At 73.7% G+C, this 18,957-nt stretch carries 14 protein-coding genes; 8 read left to right on the top strand and 6 right to left on the bottom strand.

All coding sequences use genetic code 11. The features are described 5' to 3' along the window. Positions 1 to 83: 83 nt before the first annotated feature. Positions 84 to 1,166: a fatty acid desaturase family protein gene (locus ACQYWQ_RS24615; RefSeq protein ID WP_431037535.1), complete on the bottom strand. Its 1,083-nt coding sequence runs from the start codon at positions 1,164 to 1,166 to the stop codon at positions 84 to 86. 208 nt (positions 1,167 to 1,374) lie between these two features. Here ACQYWQ_RS24615 and ACQYWQ_RS24620 point away from each other — a divergent pair, with 208 nt between their 5' ends. The 7 genes from ACQYWQ_RS24620 (at position 1,375) to ACQYWQ_RS24650 (ending at position 10,522) form a co-directional block, all read left to right on the top strand. After that, on the top strand, positions 1,375 to 2,247 hold the full coding sequence (locus ACQYWQ_RS24620; RefSeq protein WP_431037537.1) for an ABC transporter ATP-binding protein: 873 nt from the start codon (positions 1,375 to 1,377) through the stop codon (positions 2,245 to 2,247). Beyond that, positions 2,244 to 3,227, top strand: a complete 984-nt coding sequence (locus ACQYWQ_RS24625) for an ABC transporter substrate-binding protein (protein ID WP_431037539.1) — start codon at positions 2,244 to 2,246, stop codon at positions 3,225 to 3,227. The genes ACQYWQ_RS24620 and ACQYWQ_RS24625 overlap by 4 nt, the downstream gene beginning before the upstream one ends. A gap of 189 nt (positions 3,228 to 3,416) precedes the next feature. After that, the gene (locus ACQYWQ_RS24630) at positions 3,417 to 5,486 is read left to right on the top strand and encodes an iron ABC transporter permease (protein WP_431037540.1); all 2,070 of its coding nucleotides are present in this window, start codon (positions 3,417 to 3,419) and stop codon (positions 5,484 to 5,486) included. Positions 5,487 to 5,785: 299 nt separating this feature from the next. After that, entirely contained in the window at positions 5,786 to 7,096 is a 1,311-nt protein-coding gene (locus tag ACQYWQ_RS24635) for an MFS transporter (RefSeq protein ID WP_431037541.1), read from the top strand. A gap of 981 nt (positions 7,097 to 8,077) precedes the next feature. Next, positions 8,078 to 8,836 (top strand): hypothetical protein, encoded by a 759-nt coding sequence (locus ACQYWQ_RS24640; protein WP_431037542.1) that lies wholly within the window; start codon positions 8,078 to 8,080, stop codon positions 8,834 to 8,836. Positions 8,837 to 8,931: 95 nt separating this feature from the next. Beyond that, positions 8,932 to 9,159: a hypothetical protein gene (locus ACQYWQ_RS24645; RefSeq protein WP_431037543.1), complete on the top strand. Its 228-nt coding sequence runs from the start codon at positions 8,932 to 8,934 to the stop codon at positions 9,157 to 9,159. A 163-nt stretch (positions 9,160 to 9,322) separates the two neighbouring features. After that, on the top strand, positions 9,323 to 10,522 hold the full coding sequence (locus ACQYWQ_RS24650; RefSeq protein ID WP_431037545.1) for an acyl-CoA dehydrogenase family protein: 1,200 nt from the start codon (positions 9,323 to 9,325) through the stop codon (positions 10,520 to 10,522). A gap of 15 nt (positions 10,523 to 10,537) precedes the next feature. On the opposite strand, the gene ACQYWQ_RS24655 is transcribed toward ACQYWQ_RS24650, so the two are convergent. Beyond that, entirely contained in the window at positions 10,538 to 11,620 is a 1,083-nt protein-coding gene (locus tag ACQYWQ_RS24655) for a winged helix DNA-binding domain-containing protein (RefSeq protein ID WP_431037547.1), read from the bottom strand. A 153-nt stretch (positions 11,621 to 11,773) separates the two neighbouring features. Then, a complete protein-coding gene (locus tag ACQYWQ_RS24660; protein ID WP_431039333.1) occupies positions 11,774 to 12,139 on the bottom strand; it encodes a YybH family protein in 366 nt (121 codons plus the stop codon). A 102-nt stretch (positions 12,140 to 12,241) separates the two neighbouring features. Between ACQYWQ_RS24660 and ACQYWQ_RS24665 the strand changes: the two genes are divergently transcribed. Continuing rightward, on the top strand, positions 12,242 to 13,249 hold the full coding sequence (locus ACQYWQ_RS24665) for a LysR substrate-binding domain-containing protein (RefSeq protein WP_431037549.1): 1,008 nt from the start codon (positions 12,242 to 12,244) through the stop codon (positions 13,247 to 13,249). Here ACQYWQ_RS24665 and ACQYWQ_RS24670 read toward each other — a convergent pair. The 3 genes from ACQYWQ_RS24670 to ACQYWQ_RS24680 all read right to left on the bottom strand — a co-directional run bounded on the left by ACQYWQ_RS24670 (position 13,246) and on the right by ACQYWQ_RS24680 (position 18,753). Next, positions 13,246 to 15,174 (bottom strand): ricin-type beta-trefoil lectin domain protein, encoded by a 1,929-nt coding sequence (locus ACQYWQ_RS24670; protein WP_431037551.1) that lies wholly within the window; start codon positions 15,172 to 15,174, stop codon positions 13,246 to 13,248. The genes ACQYWQ_RS24665 and ACQYWQ_RS24670 overlap by 4 nt on opposite strands. A gap of 99 nt (positions 15,175 to 15,273) precedes the next feature. Then, positions 15,274 to 17,445: an RICIN domain-containing protein gene (locus tag ACQYWQ_RS24675; RefSeq protein ID WP_431037552.1), complete on the bottom strand. Its 2,172-nt coding sequence runs from the start codon at positions 17,443 to 17,445 to the stop codon at positions 15,274 to 15,276. A gap of 303 nt (positions 17,446 to 17,748) precedes the next feature. After that, positions 17,749 to 18,753 (bottom strand): LacI family DNA-binding transcriptional regulator, encoded by a 1,005-nt coding sequence (locus ACQYWQ_RS24680; protein ID WP_431037554.1) that lies wholly within the window; start codon positions 18,751 to 18,753, stop codon positions 17,749 to 17,751. Positions 18,754 to 18,957: the final 204 nt, after the last annotated feature.

Here is an 18,957-nt window from a genome sequence, read left to right on the forward strand (position 1 = left end):
GTACCCGCGCTCGCACCTCGCCGGGTCCCGTACCCGCGCCTCGCCGGGGCCCGTACCCGCGCCCCGCCGGGTCCCGTCCTCGCTCAGTCCTCGGTCGCCGCCGGGGCCACGACGCCGCGCCTGATGGGCTCGCCCACCCGGTGCAGGTGCGTCAGCGCCTCCTTGTACGAGCGGAGCAGCCCCGTCTCGTGGTACGGGATGCCGAGTTCGGCGCAGTAGGCGCGGACGAGGGGCTGGGCCCTGCGCAGGTGCGGGGTCGGCATGCTCGGGAAGAGGTGGTGCTCGATCTGGTAGTTGAGACCGCCGAGCGCGATGTCGGTGACGAGCCCGCCGCGCACGTTGCGCGAGGTGAGGACCTGGCGGCGCAGGAAGTCGGGCCGCTCGTTCCCGCTCAGCGTCGGCATCCCCTTGTGGTTGGGCGCGAAGGTGGAGCCGAGGTAGATGCCGAAGAGGGCCTGGTGCACGAAGAGGAAGGCGAGCGCCTTGCCGGGCGACAGGACGAGGAAGAGCGCGGCGAGATATCCCGCCAGGTGCGCGAAGAGCAGCACCCCTTCCAGGACCCGCTGCTTCATCTCCGGCCTGCGCAGCGCCCGCAGGCTCGACACGTGGAGGTTGAAGCCCTCCAGGGTCAGCAGCGGGAAGAACAACTGCGCCTGGTGCCCGCCGATCAGCCGGGCGATGCCCCTGCTGTGCCGGGCCTGCTCCTTCGACCACACGAGGATGTCAGGGGCCACGTCGGGGTCCAGCTCCTCGTGGTTCGGATTGGCGTGGTGGCGGGTGTGCTTGTTCATCCACCAGCCGTAGCTCATGCCGATGCCGAGATTCCCGAAGAGCCGCCCCCCGATCTCGCTGGGACGCCGGGTGCGGAAGACCTGACGGTGCGCCAAATCATGCGCGACCAGGGCGATCTGACCGAAGACGAGGGCGAGGAAAGCGGCCACGGCGAGCTGCCACCAGGAGTCGCCGAGCAGGGCGAAGGCCGTCCAGCCGCCCGCGAGGGCCGCGGTCACGAGGCCGAGTCGCAGGGTGTAGTAACCGGGTCGCCGGTCGAGCAGGCCGGCCGCGCCGATCCGCTGGGCGAGGCGGGCGAAATCGCTGCCGCCACTCCGTTCACCGGCGCCGCGGGGCGCCGGCACCGGGCGGGGTGCGAGGGGAGTCGTCGTCATGCTCCGAGTCTTCGCGCCACGGGCGCGCGGCGGCAGCCTGCTGACGCCCGGACCGAGGGGGGTGCCACCCGGTGACAGGCTCGGGGGCTAACCCCCGTAACACCTCCGTGACCTGCGAGGACCAGGAGCGCGCGGGACCGGGACGGCAGGTGCCCGGCGCCCGGGGGTGGGTTACGCGGTGGCCTAAGGTTAGGCTAGCCTTCGTGGCGTGAAATCAGCTGAACGAGCGCACACCGCCCCCCGTACGCGCGGCCACGGCCTCACCGCGACGGGCGTCTGTGTGGCCTACGACCGCGCGGACGTCCTCCACGACGCCGCCCTGTCGCTGCGCCCCGGCGAGGTCACCGCGCTCGTGGGACCCAACGGCAGCGGGAAGTCGACCCTCCTGCGGACCCTCGCCCGCCTCCAGAGCGCCCGTTCGGGGAACGTGCACCTGGAGGAGGACGGTACGGACCGCGTCGACGCGCTCGCGCTCGCGCCCAAGCAGTTCGCGCGCCGCGTCGCCCTGCTGACCCAGCAGCGCCCCACGCCCGGCGGGCTGCGGGTGCGCGACGTCGTCGAGTTCGGCCGCTACCCGTACCAGGGCCGCTGGGGCGGCACCGACCCCGAGGGCACGGCCGCGATCGACCGCGCCCTGCGCCTGACCGGCGTCGAGGACCTCGCCGAGCGCGCCGTCGAGCAGCTCTCCGGCGGCCAGCTCCAGCGCGTGTGGCTCGCCAGTTGCCTCGCCCAGGAGACCGGCATCCTCCTGCTCGACGAGCCCACCACGTACCTCGACCTGCGCTACCAGGTCGAACTCCTCGACCTCATGCGGGACCTGGCCGACGAGCACGCGATCGCCGTCGGCGTCGTCCTGCACGACCTCGACCAGGCCGCCGCCGTCGCCGACCGCATCGCGCTCCTGCGCGACGGGCGCGTCGTCGCCGACGGCACCCCGGAGGAAGTGCTCCTGTCCGAGCGCCTCACCGAGGTCTACGGCATCCGCGTCGAGGTCGACACCGACCCCCTCACCGGACGGCCGCGCACCCGCGCGCTCGGCCGCCACAGCACTCGAAGCGAAAGGCTCCACCCCACGCCATGAGACGACTCCTCCTCGCCACGGCCGCGGCGGCCACCGCCGCGATGACCCTCGCCGCCTGCGGCTCGTCGGAGCCCGCGAAGGACGAGCCCGCCTCCAAGGGTTCGGCCGCCGCTTCGAAGGTCACCGTGACCGACGACAAGGGCCAGAAGATCACGCTCGACGGTCCCGCCAAGCGCATCGTCACCACGGAGTGGAACGTCACCGAGGCCGCGCTCAGCCTCGGCGTCACGCCGGTCGGCGTCGCCGACATCAAGGGCTACCGCGCCTGGGACAAGGCCGCCCCGCTCGGGGACGGCGCCAAGGACATCGGCATGCGCGGCGAGCCCAGCATGGACACCGTCGCCGCGCTCAGCCCGGACGTCATCGTCGCGACCACCGACCTCAAGGCCGCGGCGATCAAGCAGCTCCGCAAGATCGCCCCCGTCCTGGAGGTCAACTCGGCGACCGGCGGCGAGCAGCTCAAGACCGTCGACCGCACCCTCGACCTCGTCGCCGAGGCCACCGGCAGGACCGCCAAGGCCACCACGGTCAAGAAGGACTTCCGCGACACGCTCGCCGAGGGCAAGAAGGCGCTCGCCGCCGCGGGCGCCGACAAGCGCGAGATCGCCTTCGCCGACGGCTGGGCCACCGGCAACCAGGTCTCCGTGCGCCCCTTCACCGAGCAGTCCTTCCTCGGCGAGATCAACTCCGCGCTGGGCCTCACCAACGCGTGGAAGCTCAAGGGCGACAAGGCGTACGGCCTCGCTTCGACGGACGTCGAGGGCCTCACCAAGCTCGGTGACGTCAACTTCGTCTACATCGCGTCGGACGCGGACGGCGGCGACCCCTTCGCCAAGCTCGCCAAGAATTCCGTCTGGAAGTCGCTGCCGTTCGTCAAGAACGACCACGTGTACCGCATGGACGACGGCATCTGGCAGTTCGGTGGCCCGGCCTCCGGCACCGCCTACGTCGACAACCTCGTCAAGTCGCTCACCAAGTGACCCGCCCGGCGGGCCGCCGCCCCTGACGGCCCGCCGCTCCCGACGGCCCCCGGGGACCCGCGTCCCCCGGGGCCGCCCGGCGTGCGGGCGCGACGCGCGCGTACCGCCGCCCGGCCGGGTGCCCCGCGCCGCCCCTGCCCCCTCCGGCCCCACCGCTCCACCCGCCCCTGACGCGACGAAACAAGGCCCATGACCGCGACCGCAACGCGCCCTCCCGTCCAGGAGTCCACCGCCCCCGTGCACCGCGGGGGCGCGCTGGCCGTCACCCTCGGGCTCCTCCTCGTCGTCGTGGCCTTCGCCGTCGTCGACATCGCGCAGGGCACATCGGACGTCGGCCTCTCCGACGTGTGGCACGCGGCGATCGGCGACGGCGACCACACCTCCGCCTCCGTCGTGGCCGCCTCGCGCCTGCCGCGCGCCGTCGCCGGGCTCGTCGTCGGTCTCGCGCTCGGCGCGGCAGGGCGCGCCCTCCAGACGATGAGCCGCAACGTCCTCGCGTCCCCCGACACGCTGGCGGTCAACGCCGGGTCCTACCTCGCCCTCGCGCTCTTCGCCGTCACCGGCGTCTCGGTCCCGCTCCTCGCCTCCTCCGGCGTCGCCTTCGTCGGCGCGCTCGCCGCCTCCGCCGTCGTCCTCGGCGTCTCCGGCCTCGGTACGGGCACGGTCCGCCTCGTCCTCGCCGGCACCGCGCTCGCGCTCGGCCTCGACGCCGTCACGCAGTCCCTGCTCCTGCTCTTCCCGCAGGAGACCGAGGGCCTGTTCCAGTGGAACCAGGGCTCCATCGCGCAGAACGGCTTCGACGGCATCCTCCAGATGCTGCCCGTCATCGCCGTCGCGCTGCTCGGCCTCCTCCTCGTCTCGCGCCGCCTCGACGCGCTCGCGCTCGGCGACGACGCGGCGCGCGGCCTCGGCGTCGCCGTGGGCCGTACGCGGCTGATCGTCGTCGTGCTCACCGCACTCCTCGCCGCCGCCGCCGTCACCCTCACGGGGCCGCTCGGCTACGCGGGCCTGTGCGCGCCCGCGCTCGTCCGGCCCCTCGTCGCCCGCTTCAAGGGCTTCGTGAAGACCCGCGCGAACATCCCCCTCGCGGGGCTCGTCGGCGCGGGGCTCGTCCTCGGCTCGGACGTCCTGCTGCGCACCTTCGTCACCGCCGACCGCTCCACCGGCATCCCGACAGGCACCGTCACAAGCCTGCTCGGCGCGCTCTTCCTCGTCGTCATGGCGGTACGCCTCAAGGAGGGCGGCGACGCGCAGGAGCCCGAACGCACCCGCATACCGGGGCGCCTCGCCTACCTCGCCACGCTCGCCGTCATCGGTCTCGTCCTCGTCGGCCTCGTCGTCTCGGGCGCCCTCCTCGGCGACAACGTGCTCCTCCTCGGCGACCTCACCAACTGGGCGACGGGCCGCGCGGGCTCCGCGATCTCCTTCGTCCTCGACACGCGCATCCCGCGTGTCCTCTCCGCGCTCCTCGCCGGGGCCGCGCTCGCCCTCGCCGGCACCCTCGTGCAGGCCGTGACGCGCAACCCGCTCGCCGAGCCGAGCGTGCTCGGGGTCTCGGGCGGCGGCGCGCTCGGCGCTGTCCTCGCGACGACCGCCGTCACCGGCATCGGTACGTGGGGCCTCGCGGGCGCCGCCTTCGCGGGTTCCGCCGCCGCCGCCGTGCTCGTCTTCGGGCTCGCCGCGCGGGGCGGCTTCCGGCAGAACCGCGTGATCCTCGTCGGGATCGGGGTCTCCGCGGCGACGACCGCGCTCATCGGGCTGGTCATCGTCCTGACCGACCCCTTCAACGCGGCCAAGGCCCTCACGTGGCTCTCCGGTTCGACGTACGGGCGCGAGCTGCCCGACCTGCTCCCCGTCGGCGTCGCGCTGCTGCTCGGCGGCGCCGTCGCCGCGGCCTCGCGGCGCGAACTCGACCTCGTCTCGCTGGACGACGACACACCGCGCCTGCTCGGCCTGGCGCTCCCGCCCCGGCGGCTCCTGCTGCTCGGCACGGCGGTCGTCCTGACGGCGACGGCGGTCGCGGCGGCGGGGACGATCGGCTTCGTGGGCCTCGTCGCCCCGCACGCGGCCCGCGCGCTTGTGGGCCGCCGCCACGCCCGCGTCCTGCCGACGGCCGTACTCCTGGGGGCCTGCCTGGTGACACTGGCGGACACGCTGGGGCGGACGGTGATCGCGCCTTCGCAGCTGGGCGCCGGCCTGATGACCTCGCTGGTGGGCACGCCGTACTTCATCTACCTGCTGGTGCGCACGAGGCGGTAGTACGAGGCGGTAGCACCAGGCGGTGGGCGGGGCGAGGGCCGGTGCCCCGGGCCGGAGAACGCGAGCCCCGCCGGGCTCCGCCACGTCATCCGCCCCCCCGCGTGGACCCGTGTTGACCGGTGTCATCCGTTCCGGTTAGGTTTTCGCGGTACGGTTCCGCGCTCGCGCGCCCGGACCCGCGACCGTAGGCGTTAACGTCAGCCAACGCGCTTCCAGCTTCCTGCCCAGCACGACACGGCGGGGACGGCGCGTCGGCGTACCCGCGGGCCGTCGCCCCGCCGGGAAACGGAGTCCTTCCGGTGGTCGACAGCGCTCACCAGCCCACGGAGAGCACCGAGGACAGCCCGCCGGGGCCCGTCACCGTCCCGGCGCAGCGCCGTCGCCGCTTCACCGTCGACACGACCCCGCTCCGCATCAAGCCCTTCCGCCGCCTGTGGTCGTCCACGGTCGTCACGGCCATCGGCAGCCAGCTCACGGCCGTCGCCGTACCCCTCCAGATCTACGACGACACCGGCTCGTCCGCGCTCGTCGGCGTCGCGGGGGCCGTCGCGCTCGTCCCGCTCGTCGTCTTCGCGCTGTGGGGCGGCGCCATCGCCGACCTGCGCGACCGCCGCACGCTGCTCCTCCTCAGCAACGCGGGCATCGCCGTCACCTCGCTGCTCTTCTGGGTGCAGGCCGCGCTCGGCATGCACTCGGTCGCGGTCCTCTTCGTGCTGCTCGCCTTCCAGCAGGCGCTCTTCGGGATCAACTCGCCCACCCGCACCGCGTCGGTCGCCCGCCTCGTCCCCGAGGCCCAGCTGCCTGCCGCGACCGCGCTCACCTCCACCGTCGGCCAGTTCGGCCAGATCCTGGGCCCGCTGCTCGCCGGGGCGCTCGCCCCCGTGCTCGGCATCTCGACGCTCTACCTCATCGACACCCTCGCCCTCGTCCTCACGCTGTGGGCGGTGTGGAAGCTGCCGCCGCTGCCCCCGCTCAAGGCCGCCGCGCGCCGCGCGGGGCTCAAGGACATCTTCGACGGCTTCCGCTACCTCTGGCCGCGCAAACTGCTCCTCGTCTCCTTCGTCGCCGACATCGCCGCGATGGTCCTCGGGATGCCCCGCGCCCTCTTCCCCGAGATGGCCCACTCGTACTTCGGCGGCGACGCGGCGCTCGGCGTGCTCTACGCGGCGCTGCCCGTCGGCGCCCTCCTGTGCGGCGTCTTCTCCGGGCTGTACGCGCACATCCGCCGCCACGGCGTGATGGTCGTCCTGGCGGTCGCCGCGTGGGGCCTCGCCGTCGCGGGACTCGGCCTCGCGCACTCGCTGTGGCTCGCCGCGCTCCTGCTCGCGCTCGCCGGGGCCGCCGACATGATCTCGATGGTCTTCCGCGGCGTCATCCTCCAGTCGGAGGCCACCGACGAGATGCGCGGCCGTATGCAGGGCGTCTTCACCGTCGTCGTCGCGGGCGGCCCACGCCTCGCCGACCTGCTCCACGGCACCGTGGGCGAGGCGGTCGGCGCGCGGGGCGCGACGACGGGCGGCGGTCTCCTCGTCGTCCTCGCCGTCGTCCTCCTCGCCCTCGTGGTCCCCGCCTTCTGGCGGTACGTACCCGCCGCGACCGCGCGCGAGTGACGCGGCCGTCCGCGGCTCCCGCGCTCCCGCCTCCCCGGCGCGCCCCCTCTTCGCCCGGGGCCCCGCCTCCCCGGCGCGCACCCTCTTCGCCCGCGCCCCCCTCCGCTCCCGCGCTCCCTCGTGTCGCGTGTCCCTTCGACCTGCCCGTTCGTTGCTCCGTACGCCGGAACCGCTCCCGCCCCGCGCGGGACCTCGGGCCCGGCGCGGTTCGCGGTCCGGTGCGTCGAGCGCCGGAGGAGGAGGGGGCGAATGGCTGGCTGGATCACGGCCGGGGTCATGGCGGCCGCGGTGTTCTGCCCGTTGCCCGGCCACACGGGCGGGACCTCGGTGCTCATCGAGGGCGGGCCGGTCGGGGGACACCTCGTCGTCTGCACCGACCGCGCGTGGGTCGAGATCAACGGCCACCACCACCCGCCCCTGCCGACCCCGCCACCGCCGACCCCGCCACCTCCTGAGCCCGTCCCCACGCCCCCGCCGCCTCCGCCTCCCGCACCCCCCGCTCCGGAGCCGCCGCGGCCCGCGCCGCCCAAGCCCGCCCCGCCCAAGCCCCCGGCGCCCACCCCGCCGCCCGCCGCGCGTCCCACGCTTCCTCCGCCCCCGCGGCCCCGCCCCGCCGTCGTCGCGCCGCGGCCCGCCCCGGCCCCGGCACCACCGAGCCCGCGCCCGCGCCCCGCGCCGCCGAAACCGTCACCACCCGATGCGGTCCCGGCCCCGCGGCCCGCACCGGCCGGTTTCCGGTGGGAGCCCCGTTCCCACCGCCCTGTCGCGCAGCGTCCGAAGCCCGCGGGGATGCCCGTCACCACCACGACCCTCGTCGTGATGCTCCCCGCCGTGCTCACCGCCGTGGCCCTCCGCCCGGGCGGGCGCCGCAGGCGCTGAACCCGCGCGCCGCCCCTCGCGGGACGACCGCCCGCGCGGGTGCCGCGCGCGGCCCCCGCACCCGTACCCCCGTTCCCTCCGGCCTGCCCCAGGAGGCTCGCTGTGCCCCAATGGCTGATCTACACCCTGGCCTCCGTGCTCGTCTGCGCGCTCGTCGTCGGCGCCGCCGCGCTCAGACAGCGCCGCGTCACCGACGAGGACACCTCCGAGACGCCCGACGTCCTGGAGTACATGGTGATGATGGTGGGCGTCGTGTACGCCATCGTCCTCGGCCTCGCGATCGCCGGTGTCTGGGAGGCCCGCGAGGCCGCCGACGACACCGTTCAGCGCGAGGCGCAGTCGCTCTACGAGATCGACCAGCGGCTCGACGTCTACCCCGCGGCCTTCCGCGAGCAGGTACGCGGCCACATCGACGCCTACGCGCGGCACACCGTCACCTCGGAGTGGCCCGAGATGACGGCCGGGCGCGAACCGGACGCGAAGGGCGCCGCCCTGCTCGGCAGGATTCGCTCCGACCTCGCCCACCGCGAGCCGGCGAACGAACTCCAGGCACAGGCGTACCAGCCGCTCATCGACCAGGTCGCCGCCGCCGACGACGCGCGGCACCAGCGCATCGAGTCCGCGGGTTCCACGCTCCCCGGAACCGTCTGGTTCGGCCTCATCGCGGGCGGGGTCGTGACCCTCGGCCTGCTCTACACGCTCCAGATCCGCCGCACCACGCGCGAGGTCGTGCTCGCCACGACGTTCAGCGCGCTCGTCGTCTTCCTCCTCTTCCTCGTGTGGAGCTTCGACGCGCCGTTCGGGCGCGACGGGGCCGACTCGGCCCAGCCGCTCCTGGAGCTGTACGCGCCGGGCGGCTGAGCCCGGGCGTCACCGGACTTTCACACCCCCCGCGCGATCCCCGGCGCGCGCGGGGGCACCCGCGAGGAACCGCCTGTACGAGGGAGTCCGGAACCGTGGTGCTTGTCGCGTCCCTGCTGCTGCCGCTCGTCGCCCTCCTGCTCTTCGCGATGGACAGGGTGGAGGACTGGATGGGATCGGGGGCGCCCCCTGGCGAAGGCCACCGCGCGGGACGCCGCGGGCGGCATCTGCGCCTCGTCAGGGACGACGAGCCCACCCGGGCCACCACCGAGGAGGCGAGCCGATCGGACCAGGAGAGCGCAGGGGAGCGGCGCGCGGCGTGAACCGGCCGCGGGTCGCCGCGCTCGCGGACACCGGGCGCGCGCACCCGGCATTCAGGTGGCCGGGCGGGGCGTCACGACTGCTCCCGCGTCCCACGGGGTACCCGCCAGTAGCGATCAAGTCCGTGCCGTACGGCGGCACGGCGGGACGAAGGCGGTGCGGACCATGACGGAGCGGCGGCACGGGAGCGAAGCGGGCGCGGTCGAGGGGGATTTCTTCGGAATCGTGGACCTGCTGGACGGCGAGGAGCGCGAACTCCTCCAGAAGGTGCGCGAGTTCCTGCGTGCCGAGGTCGCGCCGCACGCCAACGAGCTGTGGGAGGAGGGGCGCAGCCCCCTCGCGCTGCGCGGGCGGCTCGCGGAGCTGGGGATCACGGGCGAGGCGGACGACGACGAGGGGGTGCCCACGCGGGGCCGGCTCTTCCGGGGGCTGCTCGGCATGGAGATGGCCCGCGTCGACCCCTCGTTCGCGACGTTCTTCGGGGTCCACGCCGAGCTGGCGATGGGCTCGGTACGGGCCTGCGGCTCGGCGGAGCAGAAGGCGCGCTGGCTGCCGGCGATGACCCGCTGGGAGCGGCTCGGCGCCTTCGCCCTCACCGAGCCCCTCGTCGGCTCGGGCACCGCCGCGGGGCTCACGACGACCGCGCGCCGCGAGGGCGACACCTGGGTGCTCGACGGCGAGAAGAAGTGGATCGGCAACGGTTCCTTCGCCGACCTCCTCGTCGTCTGGGCCAGGGACGAGGCCGACGACCGGGTCAAGGGCTTCGTCGTGGAGCACGGCGCCGAAGGGCTGAGCGCCGAGGTCATCCCGCACAAGATCGCCCTGCGCGGCGTGCAGAACGCCCACCTCGTGCTCGACGGGGTCCGCGTCCCCGAGTCCGACAGGCTCCAGCACGCGAACTCCTTCGCCGACACGAACCGGGTCCTGCGCGTGACGCGCGCCGCCGTGGCGTGGACGGCGACGGGCTGCGCGCTCGGCGCCTACGAGGCGGCGCGCGCGTACGCCGTGGAGCGCGAGCAGTTCGGGCGCCCCATCGGCTCCTTCCAGCTCGTGCAGGACCTCCTCGCCCGCATGCTCGCCGACATCACCGCCTGCCAGGCACTCGCCGTGCGACTCGCGGCGCTGGAGGAGAAGGACGAACTCAGCGACGCGCAGGCGGCCTTGGCCAAGATGTTCTGCACGAGCAGGATGCGCGAGACCGTCGCGCGCGCCCGCGAGGTGCTCGGCGGCAACGGCATCCTGCTCGACCACGACGCGGCCCGCTTCTTCGCCGACGCGGAGGCGCTGTACTCGTACGAAGGCACGCGCGAGATGAACTCGCTCATCGTGGGCCGCGCGGCGACGGGCCTGAGCGCCTTCGTATGAGCGGGCGTGCGGGGGCTACACCGCCACCGGGCCCACCCGCACCTCGCCCTCCGCCCCCGCGAGGAACCTCGCGAGCCGCGTCCCCTCCGCCTCGACCTCGCCCCGCTCGGTGCCCGTCAGCCTCCGCAACGGCGTGACCGCGACGCTCCCCTCCCGTGCCCGCCACACCGCCCGCACGACCCCGTCGACGAGCACGGTGCCGGGGATGACGCCGTTCTTCGAGAAGAGGTACGGGCGCGCGGTCCCGGGGACGATGCGGCTCCTGTCGGCGTAGGAGAGCAGGACGTTGTCGAACTCGGCGAGGAAGCGGACGGGCGCGGGCGCCTCGGGGCCCGGGCGCGGCGCGTCCGGCACGTCGAGCAGCGCGGCGCCGTCCTCGCCACGCACCCGCAGCAGGTCCGGCATCGCGTCCGTCACCTCGCGCAGCCGGGTGAGCCCGCACCACGCCTGGACGTCCGCGACGCTCGCGGGCCCGAAGGCGGCGAGGTAGCGCCGTACCAGCTCCGGCAGCCCGGCGGCGCGTTGTCCGGCGCCGAGCCAGGACTCGGCCGTCGCGTACCGCGTCGCGCCGCCCGCGCCCCACACGGCGCGCGGCGGCACCTGCACGAGGGCCACCGTGGTCCGCGCGACATCGGTGAGCACCTTGGCCGGTGTCCCCGGCAGCAGCTCCGCGAGCGCCGCGCCCAGCTCGCCGGGCGTCAAAGGGCCCCGCTCGTCCAGCACTTCGCGCGTGAGCCGCGCGATCCGCCCGGCGTCGGCGAGCGAGGCGCGCAGCTGCGCCCGGTACCCGCGCGCGAGCACGGGCTGCACGAGCGGCCGCAGCGCCAGGCAGTCCGCCGCGCTCACGAGGTGCACCGTGCCCCGGTGCAGGAGCACCCGCACGAGCCGCCGCGAGGTGAGCGCCTGGGCCAGCTCCTCGTGCCGGAAGCCGTCGATCCGCGCCCACAGCCCGGTGTACGGCGGCCACGGCGCCTGCGCCTGCATCCCGACGAGGTGCTCGACCATCGCGGTCGCGGGCATCCGCACCCGCGCGTCCAGGTGCTGGCGGGCGAGCGTGGCACGGTTGAGCGCGCGGGCGCTGAGAACGGCGGCGGTCACGGGGCTCCTCGGATACGCACGGGCGGGGCGGGGGCGGTACGTGGCGGGGCGGTACGGGGCGAGGCCGTCCCCGAGCGGCCTCGCCCCGTACCGTAATCGCGCAGGCGGACCGTTCCTGTCCGCGCGGCCGCGCGGCCGCGCCCCGCCTCCCGCTCAGCCGGTGGGCCGCTGGAATTCCGGCTGGTCGATGACCCGCAGCCAGCTGCCGTCCGGCTGCCGCCGCACGACCTGCGCGCGTGCGCCCGCGCCGTCCTTCGGCGGTGTGGAGGTGAGCGCGAGGTCGCCCTGGCGGAGTGTCGGCAGCGGCTCCTCGGGTGTGAAGCGCGGCGCGGCGGCGAGCATCCTGCCGAGCAGCTCGCGGATCGCCGGGCGTCCCACCGTCACGCTCCCCGGCGGGTACGCCATGACCGCGTCCTCCGCGTACAGCGCGGCGACCCCGTCCGCGTCGCCCGCGTTCGCACGCTCCACGAAGAGCCGGGTCAGGTCCTCGGGGCGCATGGCCTTCTCGTACTCCGTCATGCTCGGTGCCTCCAGATCGGGAATCGGCTTCACCACGAGTCTCATGCGCTCCCCGTGCAGAAGTCCAAGCAATCCTTTCGATGCGTCCTATCATCACCACTTATGGAGCTGCGTCACCTGCGATACTTCCTCGCTGTCGCCGACGAGGGCGGATTCACCCGCGCCGCCGCGCGTCTGCACGTCAGCCAGCCCGGGATCAGCGCGCAGATAGCGCAGCTGGAGAAGGAGTTGGGTGCCACGCTCTTCGACCGTTCGGGGCGCGCCGTGCGGCTCACGGAGGCCGGTGAGGTGGTGCGGCGGCACGCGCGACAGGTGCTCGCCGCCGAACGCGGGCTGCGCGAGGCGGTCGACGAACTCAACGCGCTCGTCCGGGGCAGCCTCGTCGTCGGCATGGTCATGGCCTGCACCGTCGAGCCCTTCTTCGCGGCGCTCGCCGCCTTTCACCGCGCGCACCCCGGCGTCGCGCTGCGCCTCGTCGAGGACGACTCGGACCGCCTCGCCGCGCGCGTGCGCGAGGGCACCGTCGACCTCGCCCTGATCGGCGCCGCGCACCGCGCCCCCGCCGACCTCGCCGCGCGCGAGGTCCTGAACGAACCGCTCGCCGTCGTCGTCCCTCCCGGACACCCTTTGTCCGCAAGCGAGTCGGTGACGCTGGACGCGCTCGTCGCGCACCCTCTCCTGTGCCTGCCGCACGGCACGGGCATCCGCGCGAGCCTGGAGGCGGCCTGCGCGGAACACGGCCTCGTGCCCGCCGTCGCGCTGGAGGCGAACGCGCCGGGGGCGGTCCTGCACCTCGCCGCGCGCGGCCTCGGCGCCGCCGTGCTCTCCGCCTCGATGGCGGAAGGAGTTCCCGGACTGCGCGCGCTGCGTATCGAGGGGACGGCCGTACGGGGCGTACTCGCGCTCGTCACGCGGCGGGCCCCGGCCGCCCCGGCCCTGTCCGCGCTCCTCGCCCACTGCGACGCGGCCTTCGGGACGGGCCCGCAGGCCGGCGCGGAGACCGGCCAGGAGACGGACGCGGCGCTCGGCGCGGCCGGGGGTACAGGCGGGGACACGGGCGGGGGCCCGCCGCGAGCGCGACGGGCCCCCGGGGCGCGCGTGTCCGCCTAACTGCCCAAGGTCCACTTCTGGTGGGACGCCCCCGTGCACGTCCAGATCTGTACGCGCGCGCCGTTCGCTGTCGAACGGTCGGTCACGTCGAGGCACTTGTCCGCCGCCGTGTTCACGACGTCGTGGCTCGTCGCGTCGTACGTCCACCGCTGGGCGCCTGTCCCGTTGCAGTCGTACAGCTGCACCTTCGCGCCGTCCGCCGTCGCACCGCCGCTCACGTCCAGGCACTTGCCGTTGGTCCTGACCGTGCCGTCCGTGCCGAGCGTCCAGCGCTGATTGTCCGCGCCCGTGCACGACCAGATCTGCACCGCGGAGCCGTTCGTGGTGCCCGAGGCGTCCAGGCACTTGCCGCCGATCCCTGTGAGCGTTCCCGCGCGCTCGGTGCCGCCCGGGCCCCCGGTCTGCGTCCCGTCCCACGTGAAGGTCGCCGACGTCTTGCCCGGCAGCTGGTAAGTGAAGTGCTGGCCGCCCCAGTTGACGGTGAAGGTGCGCGCCGAGGAGGACTCGTTGTAGGCGAGGAGCGCCTTCGAGCCGTCCGTGTTGCGCCAGGCGACGTTGGGCACGTCCCCGCTCGCCGTGGACGCGATGCGGCTCGCGCCGGGGCGCACGAACTTCGTGAGGTGCCCCATCGTGTAGTACTCGATGGTGTAGTCGACCTGCCCGCTGCGGCCGTCCCCGTCGTGCACCGTGATCAGCCCGTCGCAGGTGCCGCAACCGCCGTTGTGCGGGCCCCTGTTCTGGTCGACGGCGAGGGACCACTTCGTCACGGACTTCGCCCAGTTGCGGGTGTAGTCGATGATGTTGCGCATGTCCTCGGTCTGCTGGTTGGCGATCCAGGTGCCGCCCGAGTGCTCGGTCTGGAAGGCGTCCAGCTGCGGGTACCTGTCGTGGATCTGCGACTGCTTGCTCACGTCGCCGCCGTAGCCGTGCCACGCGATGCCGCCGAAGTTCGGGTGGTTGCGCACGGCGGCGTCGTCGACGGTGGGTGCCGCGTAGGCGTCGTACGTGTCCCAGTTCCAGTCGTGCGCGAGTACCTTCGTGCCGAGACCCGCCGAGGCCAGCTTGGGCAGCAGCTCGCTCTTCGTGAAGTACGCGAGCCCCGAGCCGTTCCAGCTCATCGAGGGGTAACTGTCGCAGCACGTCGGCTCGTTCTGCGCGGTCACGTAGTCGATCGGCACCCCGGCGGCCTCGTACGCCTGGATGTACTTCACGAAGTAGTCGGCGTACGTGCCGTAGTTCTCGGCCTTGAGCCAGCCGCCGTTGAGCTGCCCGTTGTCCTTCATCCAGGCGGGCGCCGTCCACGGCGAGGCGACGGTGGTGAGCTGCGGGTTGAGGCGCTTGGCCTGCTGCGTGAGCGGCAGGACCCCCGCTTGGTCGTGGGCGATCGAGAAGTGCGCGAGCGAGGGGTCGCTCTGCCCGGCGGGCACGTCGTCGTACGTGTAGCCGAAGCGCGCGAGGTCGGAGCCGCCCATCGGGTTGCGCAGGAACGAGAGCCCGATGCCGTCCGTCGGCGAGAAGAGCTTCGTCATCGTCTGGTCGAGCGTGGACTGCGAGAGCGCGCCGCTCTCCTTCATGAGGTAGGCCGCGGTGTCGGTGAAGGAGGCGCCGCCGCCCGTGAAGGTCTGGTAGCGCGTGTTCTCGTCCACGGAGACCGTCGTGCCGCTGTTCGCGGTACCGGACTGGAAGGCGAACGGGGCCTGTTGCTCCAGGCCGCGCGTGACGTGCCTGCCGCCGGAGTCGTCGGTCGTCGTGAGGTACGCGGTGACCTGCTCGCCCGCCGCCTGCGCGGGGGCGCTGCCCACCGCTCCGAGCCCGGCGGCGGCGAGCGCGCCGGTGAGCAGGAGGCGGACGAGGCGGCGCGGGGGAGTGGCGGGGGTGCCGGGAGCGGGCCTGTGCCGGGGCTGTCGTCGGGGTCTGAAAGACATGCGCGTGCCCTTCGCGGTGGGGTGGGGTGGGGGGTGCGCGGGGGCGACGGGGCGGCCCCCGCGAAGGGGCCGCCCCGCCACGTACCGGTGCCCGGTGTCCTACGGGTACGTGGTGAGGTAGGCGACGTTGCTGCTCGGCGTCACCTTGGCGCCCGCGTCGTTGATGATGTGGTTGATGGTGCCCTTGCCGCCGAGGACGGTGGTCACCATGTCGTGGAAGCGGACGCCGCTCGTTCGCGGCACCTCGAAGGAGCGCTCCTCCACGACGGACGGGTTCACCTGGGCGAAGGCGTAGCTGCCCAGGCCCCAGGCCTCGTGGCTCGTCACCCCGTCGGCGACCTTGTAGGCGGGGTAGCCGAGCGTCGAGCCGTTCATCCAGGAGCCCTGGTCCGGCGGGTCGTAGGGCAGTTCGTTCTGGAAGAAGTACGTGCGTCCGCCGTTGCCGTTCCAGACGACCTGCGTCTTCTTGTAGTGCTCGACGAAGAGCCCGTACGCGGTGACGTTCTGCCCGTTGACGACGAGTCCCGTGTCGGCGGTGTTGGTGTTCCAGCCGACCGTGCCGCCGTTGCCGTGATCGGCCCGCCAGGCCCAGGTGTGGTCGATGACCGTGTCGTTGCTGTTGACGACGAGGGACGTCGTCGCCTTGCCGAGCGTCGCGCCGCCGATGCGCAGGAAGACGTCGTTGAGCACCGTCGGGTCGGCGGCGTGGCTCGCAGAGGCCCCGCTCGGCCCGACCTCCATGAGCGTCTGCGAGGTGGTGGTGCCCGCGTCGATGAGCAGCCCGGCGACGCGGATGCCGTCCACGTCGGCCGTGGTGAGCGCGGTGATGCCGTTGTCGGGGACGAGCGTCGCGAGGCCCATGCCGAGGACGACCTGGTCGGGCCTGGTCACCTTGAGGGTCTGGTTCAGGTGGTAGACCCCGGGCGTGACGAGCAGGTTCTTGCCGGAGGCGAGCGCCGCGTTCATGTCGGCGGCGGAGGCGCCCGGCTTGGCCACGTAGAAGTCGTCGAGCGACAGGTCCCTGCCGGTCTGCGTCTTGCCGTTCCAGGTAGTCGCCGCCGCGTTCGTCTGGAGGCCGGGCACGTAGACCTTCCAGTCGCCCGCGCCGTCGACGTGCAGGAAGGGCTTCTCGGCGTTGACCGGCGCGGCCCCGACCGTCGTGTAGGTCGGGAAGTTCTGCGCGGGCGCGCCCTGGGCGCCGACGAAGACCATGTTCCAGTTCGACCCGGACCACGAACCCATCGTGGAGTTCTTGGTGAGGAACTGCTGCTGCGAGCCCGACTGGATCTGGCCGTCGACCTTGCTGTCCGAGATGAACCCGCCGCTCGACCAGCCGCCGTCGTCGAGCTTGAGGTTCCCGCGCACGTGCATCCGGCGGTAGGGGGCCGCCTGCGACACCGCCCAACGGTCCGAGCCGCCGGTGGGGTTGACCGACATGTTGTCGGCCTCGCGCCAGAAGTTCTGCGTCGCGTTCCCGTCGAACCAGTCGGCCTCGGCGTGGACGGCGCCGTTGATCGTGACGTCGTCGGGGCTCATGCCGAGCCCGGCTGCCTGCGTGTAGAAGCCGACGTTGACGTCCGCGTCGTACGTGCCCGGCTTGAAGAGGACCGCGTAGCGCTGGCCGCCGAACTGGTTGCTCTGCTGCTGCGCGAAGATCGCGTTCAGGCGGGCCTGGATCGTCGCCGAGGACATCGACGGGTCGAAGACGACCGTGTTGGGTCCGAGATCGGGGTCGTCGCCGTTCGGCGGGGTCGTCGTGCCGCCCGCGTAGTCCCACTTCTGGTTCGGCGTCCCGGCGCAGTCCCAGATCTGGAGCGCGGCTCCGTCGGCGTTGTTGTTGTCCTTGATGTCGAGGCACTTCCCCGCGGCCTGGTTCACGAACTGCCCGCCCGTGTACTGCCATTTCTGCGAGGCGAGGGAGTCGTAACAGGTCCACAGGTGGGTGGCGGTGCCGTTGGCGGTGGCGCCGTTCACGAGGTCGAGACACTTGCCCCTGGCGGTGAGCGAGCCGTTGTCGTTCAGCGTCCAGGTCTGGTTGGGGCCCGGGGAGCAGGTCCACATCTGGGCCGGGGTGCCGTCGGCCGTCGCGCCGTCCTTGACGTCGAGGCACTTGCCGTTGCCCTGGCTGACGACCGGGCCGGGCGTCGCCGCGCTCGCGGCGGTGCCGTCCACGGCGACGAGCGTCCCCGCCCCGAGGAGCACGGCGGTCGCTGCCGTCGCGAGCGTCCTGGGGCGGCGTCTCGGGCGGGTGCGGGTACGGGCAGGAGGCATGCGGGTGTCCTTCCTGAGGGGGCGGTGGGGGGCGGGGTGGGGAAGGAGGACAGGGCGGCGCACCGGCCGTGAAACATTTACACGAGTGGTGCGGACCGCTGCGTACAACCGGTGAAATTAGAGGGACGCCGGGAGAGCGTCAAGAGTAATGACGTGTACGCACAAGGGAATTGACGGCACCGCAGGTCAGCAGTGCCGCCAGCTCGTCGCGGCGGCACTTGCTGCCGCTGTCCGGCCCGTTCACGTGTGCAAGGGATGGAGCCGGGAGAGGGGTTGAAGGCCCGTTCGCCGCCGTTTTCTGTTTCAAACGCGACATGCCGCGGGAGGCGGCGCCGTCGAGTCCCGTACGACCAGGGGCGTCGCGAGTTCGACGTGCAGCGTGTCGACCGCGTGGCCCGTGACGAGGCGGACGAGGAGCGAGACCGCCATGCGGCCCATCTCCTCCAGGGGCTGGCGGACCGTGGTGAGCGCGGGGGTGATGCTCTGACCCAGCTCGCTGTCGTCGAAGCCCGTGACCGAGAGATCGCCGGGCACCGTGAGCCCCGCCTCGCGCGCCGCGCGGATCGCCCCTGCCGCCGTCTTGTCGTTGAAGGCGACGAGCGCGGTCGGGCGAGGGGTACGGGACAGGAGCAGCCGGGCCGCCGTGTGCCCCTCGTGCGTCGTGGGCTCGGTGATGTCGGTCAGGAGCGCGGGGTCGGGCAGGAGCCCGGTCTCGCCGAGCGCCGCGGTGTGGCCGACCAGGCGGTTGCGGCTCGCGAGCCAGTCGCCGGGCCCGCCGATGAAGCCGATCCTGCGGTGACCGAGCCCGAGCAGGTGCCGCGTCACGCGTCGCGCCCCCGCCGCGTGCGCGGCCGACACGGAGGCGACGGTCTCCGGGAGTTCGGCGCGCGGGTCCACCACGACGAGCGGGTAGCGGCGCGCGTGCAGCGCCTCCAGGTCGTGCGTCGAGCCGGGCGGCAGGACGAGCACGGCGCCCGCGATGCCCTGCTGCTCGGGCAGCGCGAGCAGCGCCGAGGTGTCGTCCTGCGCGCTCTCGCCCGCGAGCACGAGCGCACGGCGGCCGTGCAGCGCCAGGGTCTCCACGACGGAGGTGACGATCGTGCCGAAGTAGTCGGTCAGCGCGTACGGGCAGTACACGAGCACGGGCGGAGCGCCGCCCCGCGTCCGCGCGAAACCGCTGCCGAGCCGCTGCGCCGCCTCGCGCACCGCCCGCTGCGTGCCTTCCGACACCCGCGTGCTCCCGTTGACCACACGCGAGACCGTCGCGATCGACACACCGGCCTCGTCCGCGATGGCCCGGAACGTCACGCGCCCACCCGGCCGCCTGCCCATACGTCGCCCCCTCCGTCGGCCCCCACCCTCCGCCAGGGGCCCGCGCGAGAGCAAGGCGCGAAGGGGGTGCGGGCCGAAGACCCCGCCCGGTCCGGGTGCCGTCCCGAGGGAGGCCGCTGAACCCGGGCCGACGCGGGCGGGGCGGGCCACCGTACGGCGTGCGCGGTTCGTCCGGCAGGT

This window comes from Streptomyces sp. P6-2-1, from assembly GCF_050613165.1.
GTDB lineage: Bacteria > Actinomycetota > Actinomycetes > Streptomycetales > Streptomycetaceae > Streptomyces.

Bases quoted from the DNA above. Each gene is read 5' to 3' on its own strand.
- ACQYWQ_RS24625 (WP_431037539.1), top strand. From the start codon at position 2,244: ATGAGACGACTCCTCCTCGCCACGGCCGCGGCGGCCACCGCCGCGATG.
- ACQYWQ_RS24650 (WP_431037545.1), top strand. From the start codon at position 9,323: ATGACGGAGCGGCGGCACGGGAGCGAAGCGGGCGCGGTCGAGGGGGAT.
- ACQYWQ_RS24660 (WP_431039333.1), bottom strand. From the start codon at position 12,139: ATGACGGAGTACGAGAAGGCCATGCGCCCCGAGGACCTGACCCGGCTC.
- ACQYWQ_RS24615 (WP_431037535.1), bottom strand. From the start codon at position 1,166: ATGACGACGACTCCCCTCGCACCCCGCCCGGTGCCGGCGCCCCGCGGC.
- ACQYWQ_RS24665 (WP_431037549.1), top strand. From the start codon at position 12,242: ATGGAGCTGCGTCACCTGCGATACTTCCTCGCTGTCGCCGACGAGGGC.
- ACQYWQ_RS24630 (WP_431037540.1), top strand. From the start codon at position 3,417: ATGACCGCGACCGCAACGCGCCCTCCCGTCCAGGAGTCCACCGCCCCC.
- ACQYWQ_RS24675 (WP_431037552.1), bottom strand. From the start codon at position 17,445: ATGCCTCCTGCCCGTACCCGCACCCGCCCGAGACGCCGCCCCAGGACG.
- ACQYWQ_RS24670 (WP_431037551.1), bottom strand. From the start codon at position 15,174: ATGTCTTTCAGACCCCGACGACAGCCCCGGCACAGGCCCGCTCCCGGC.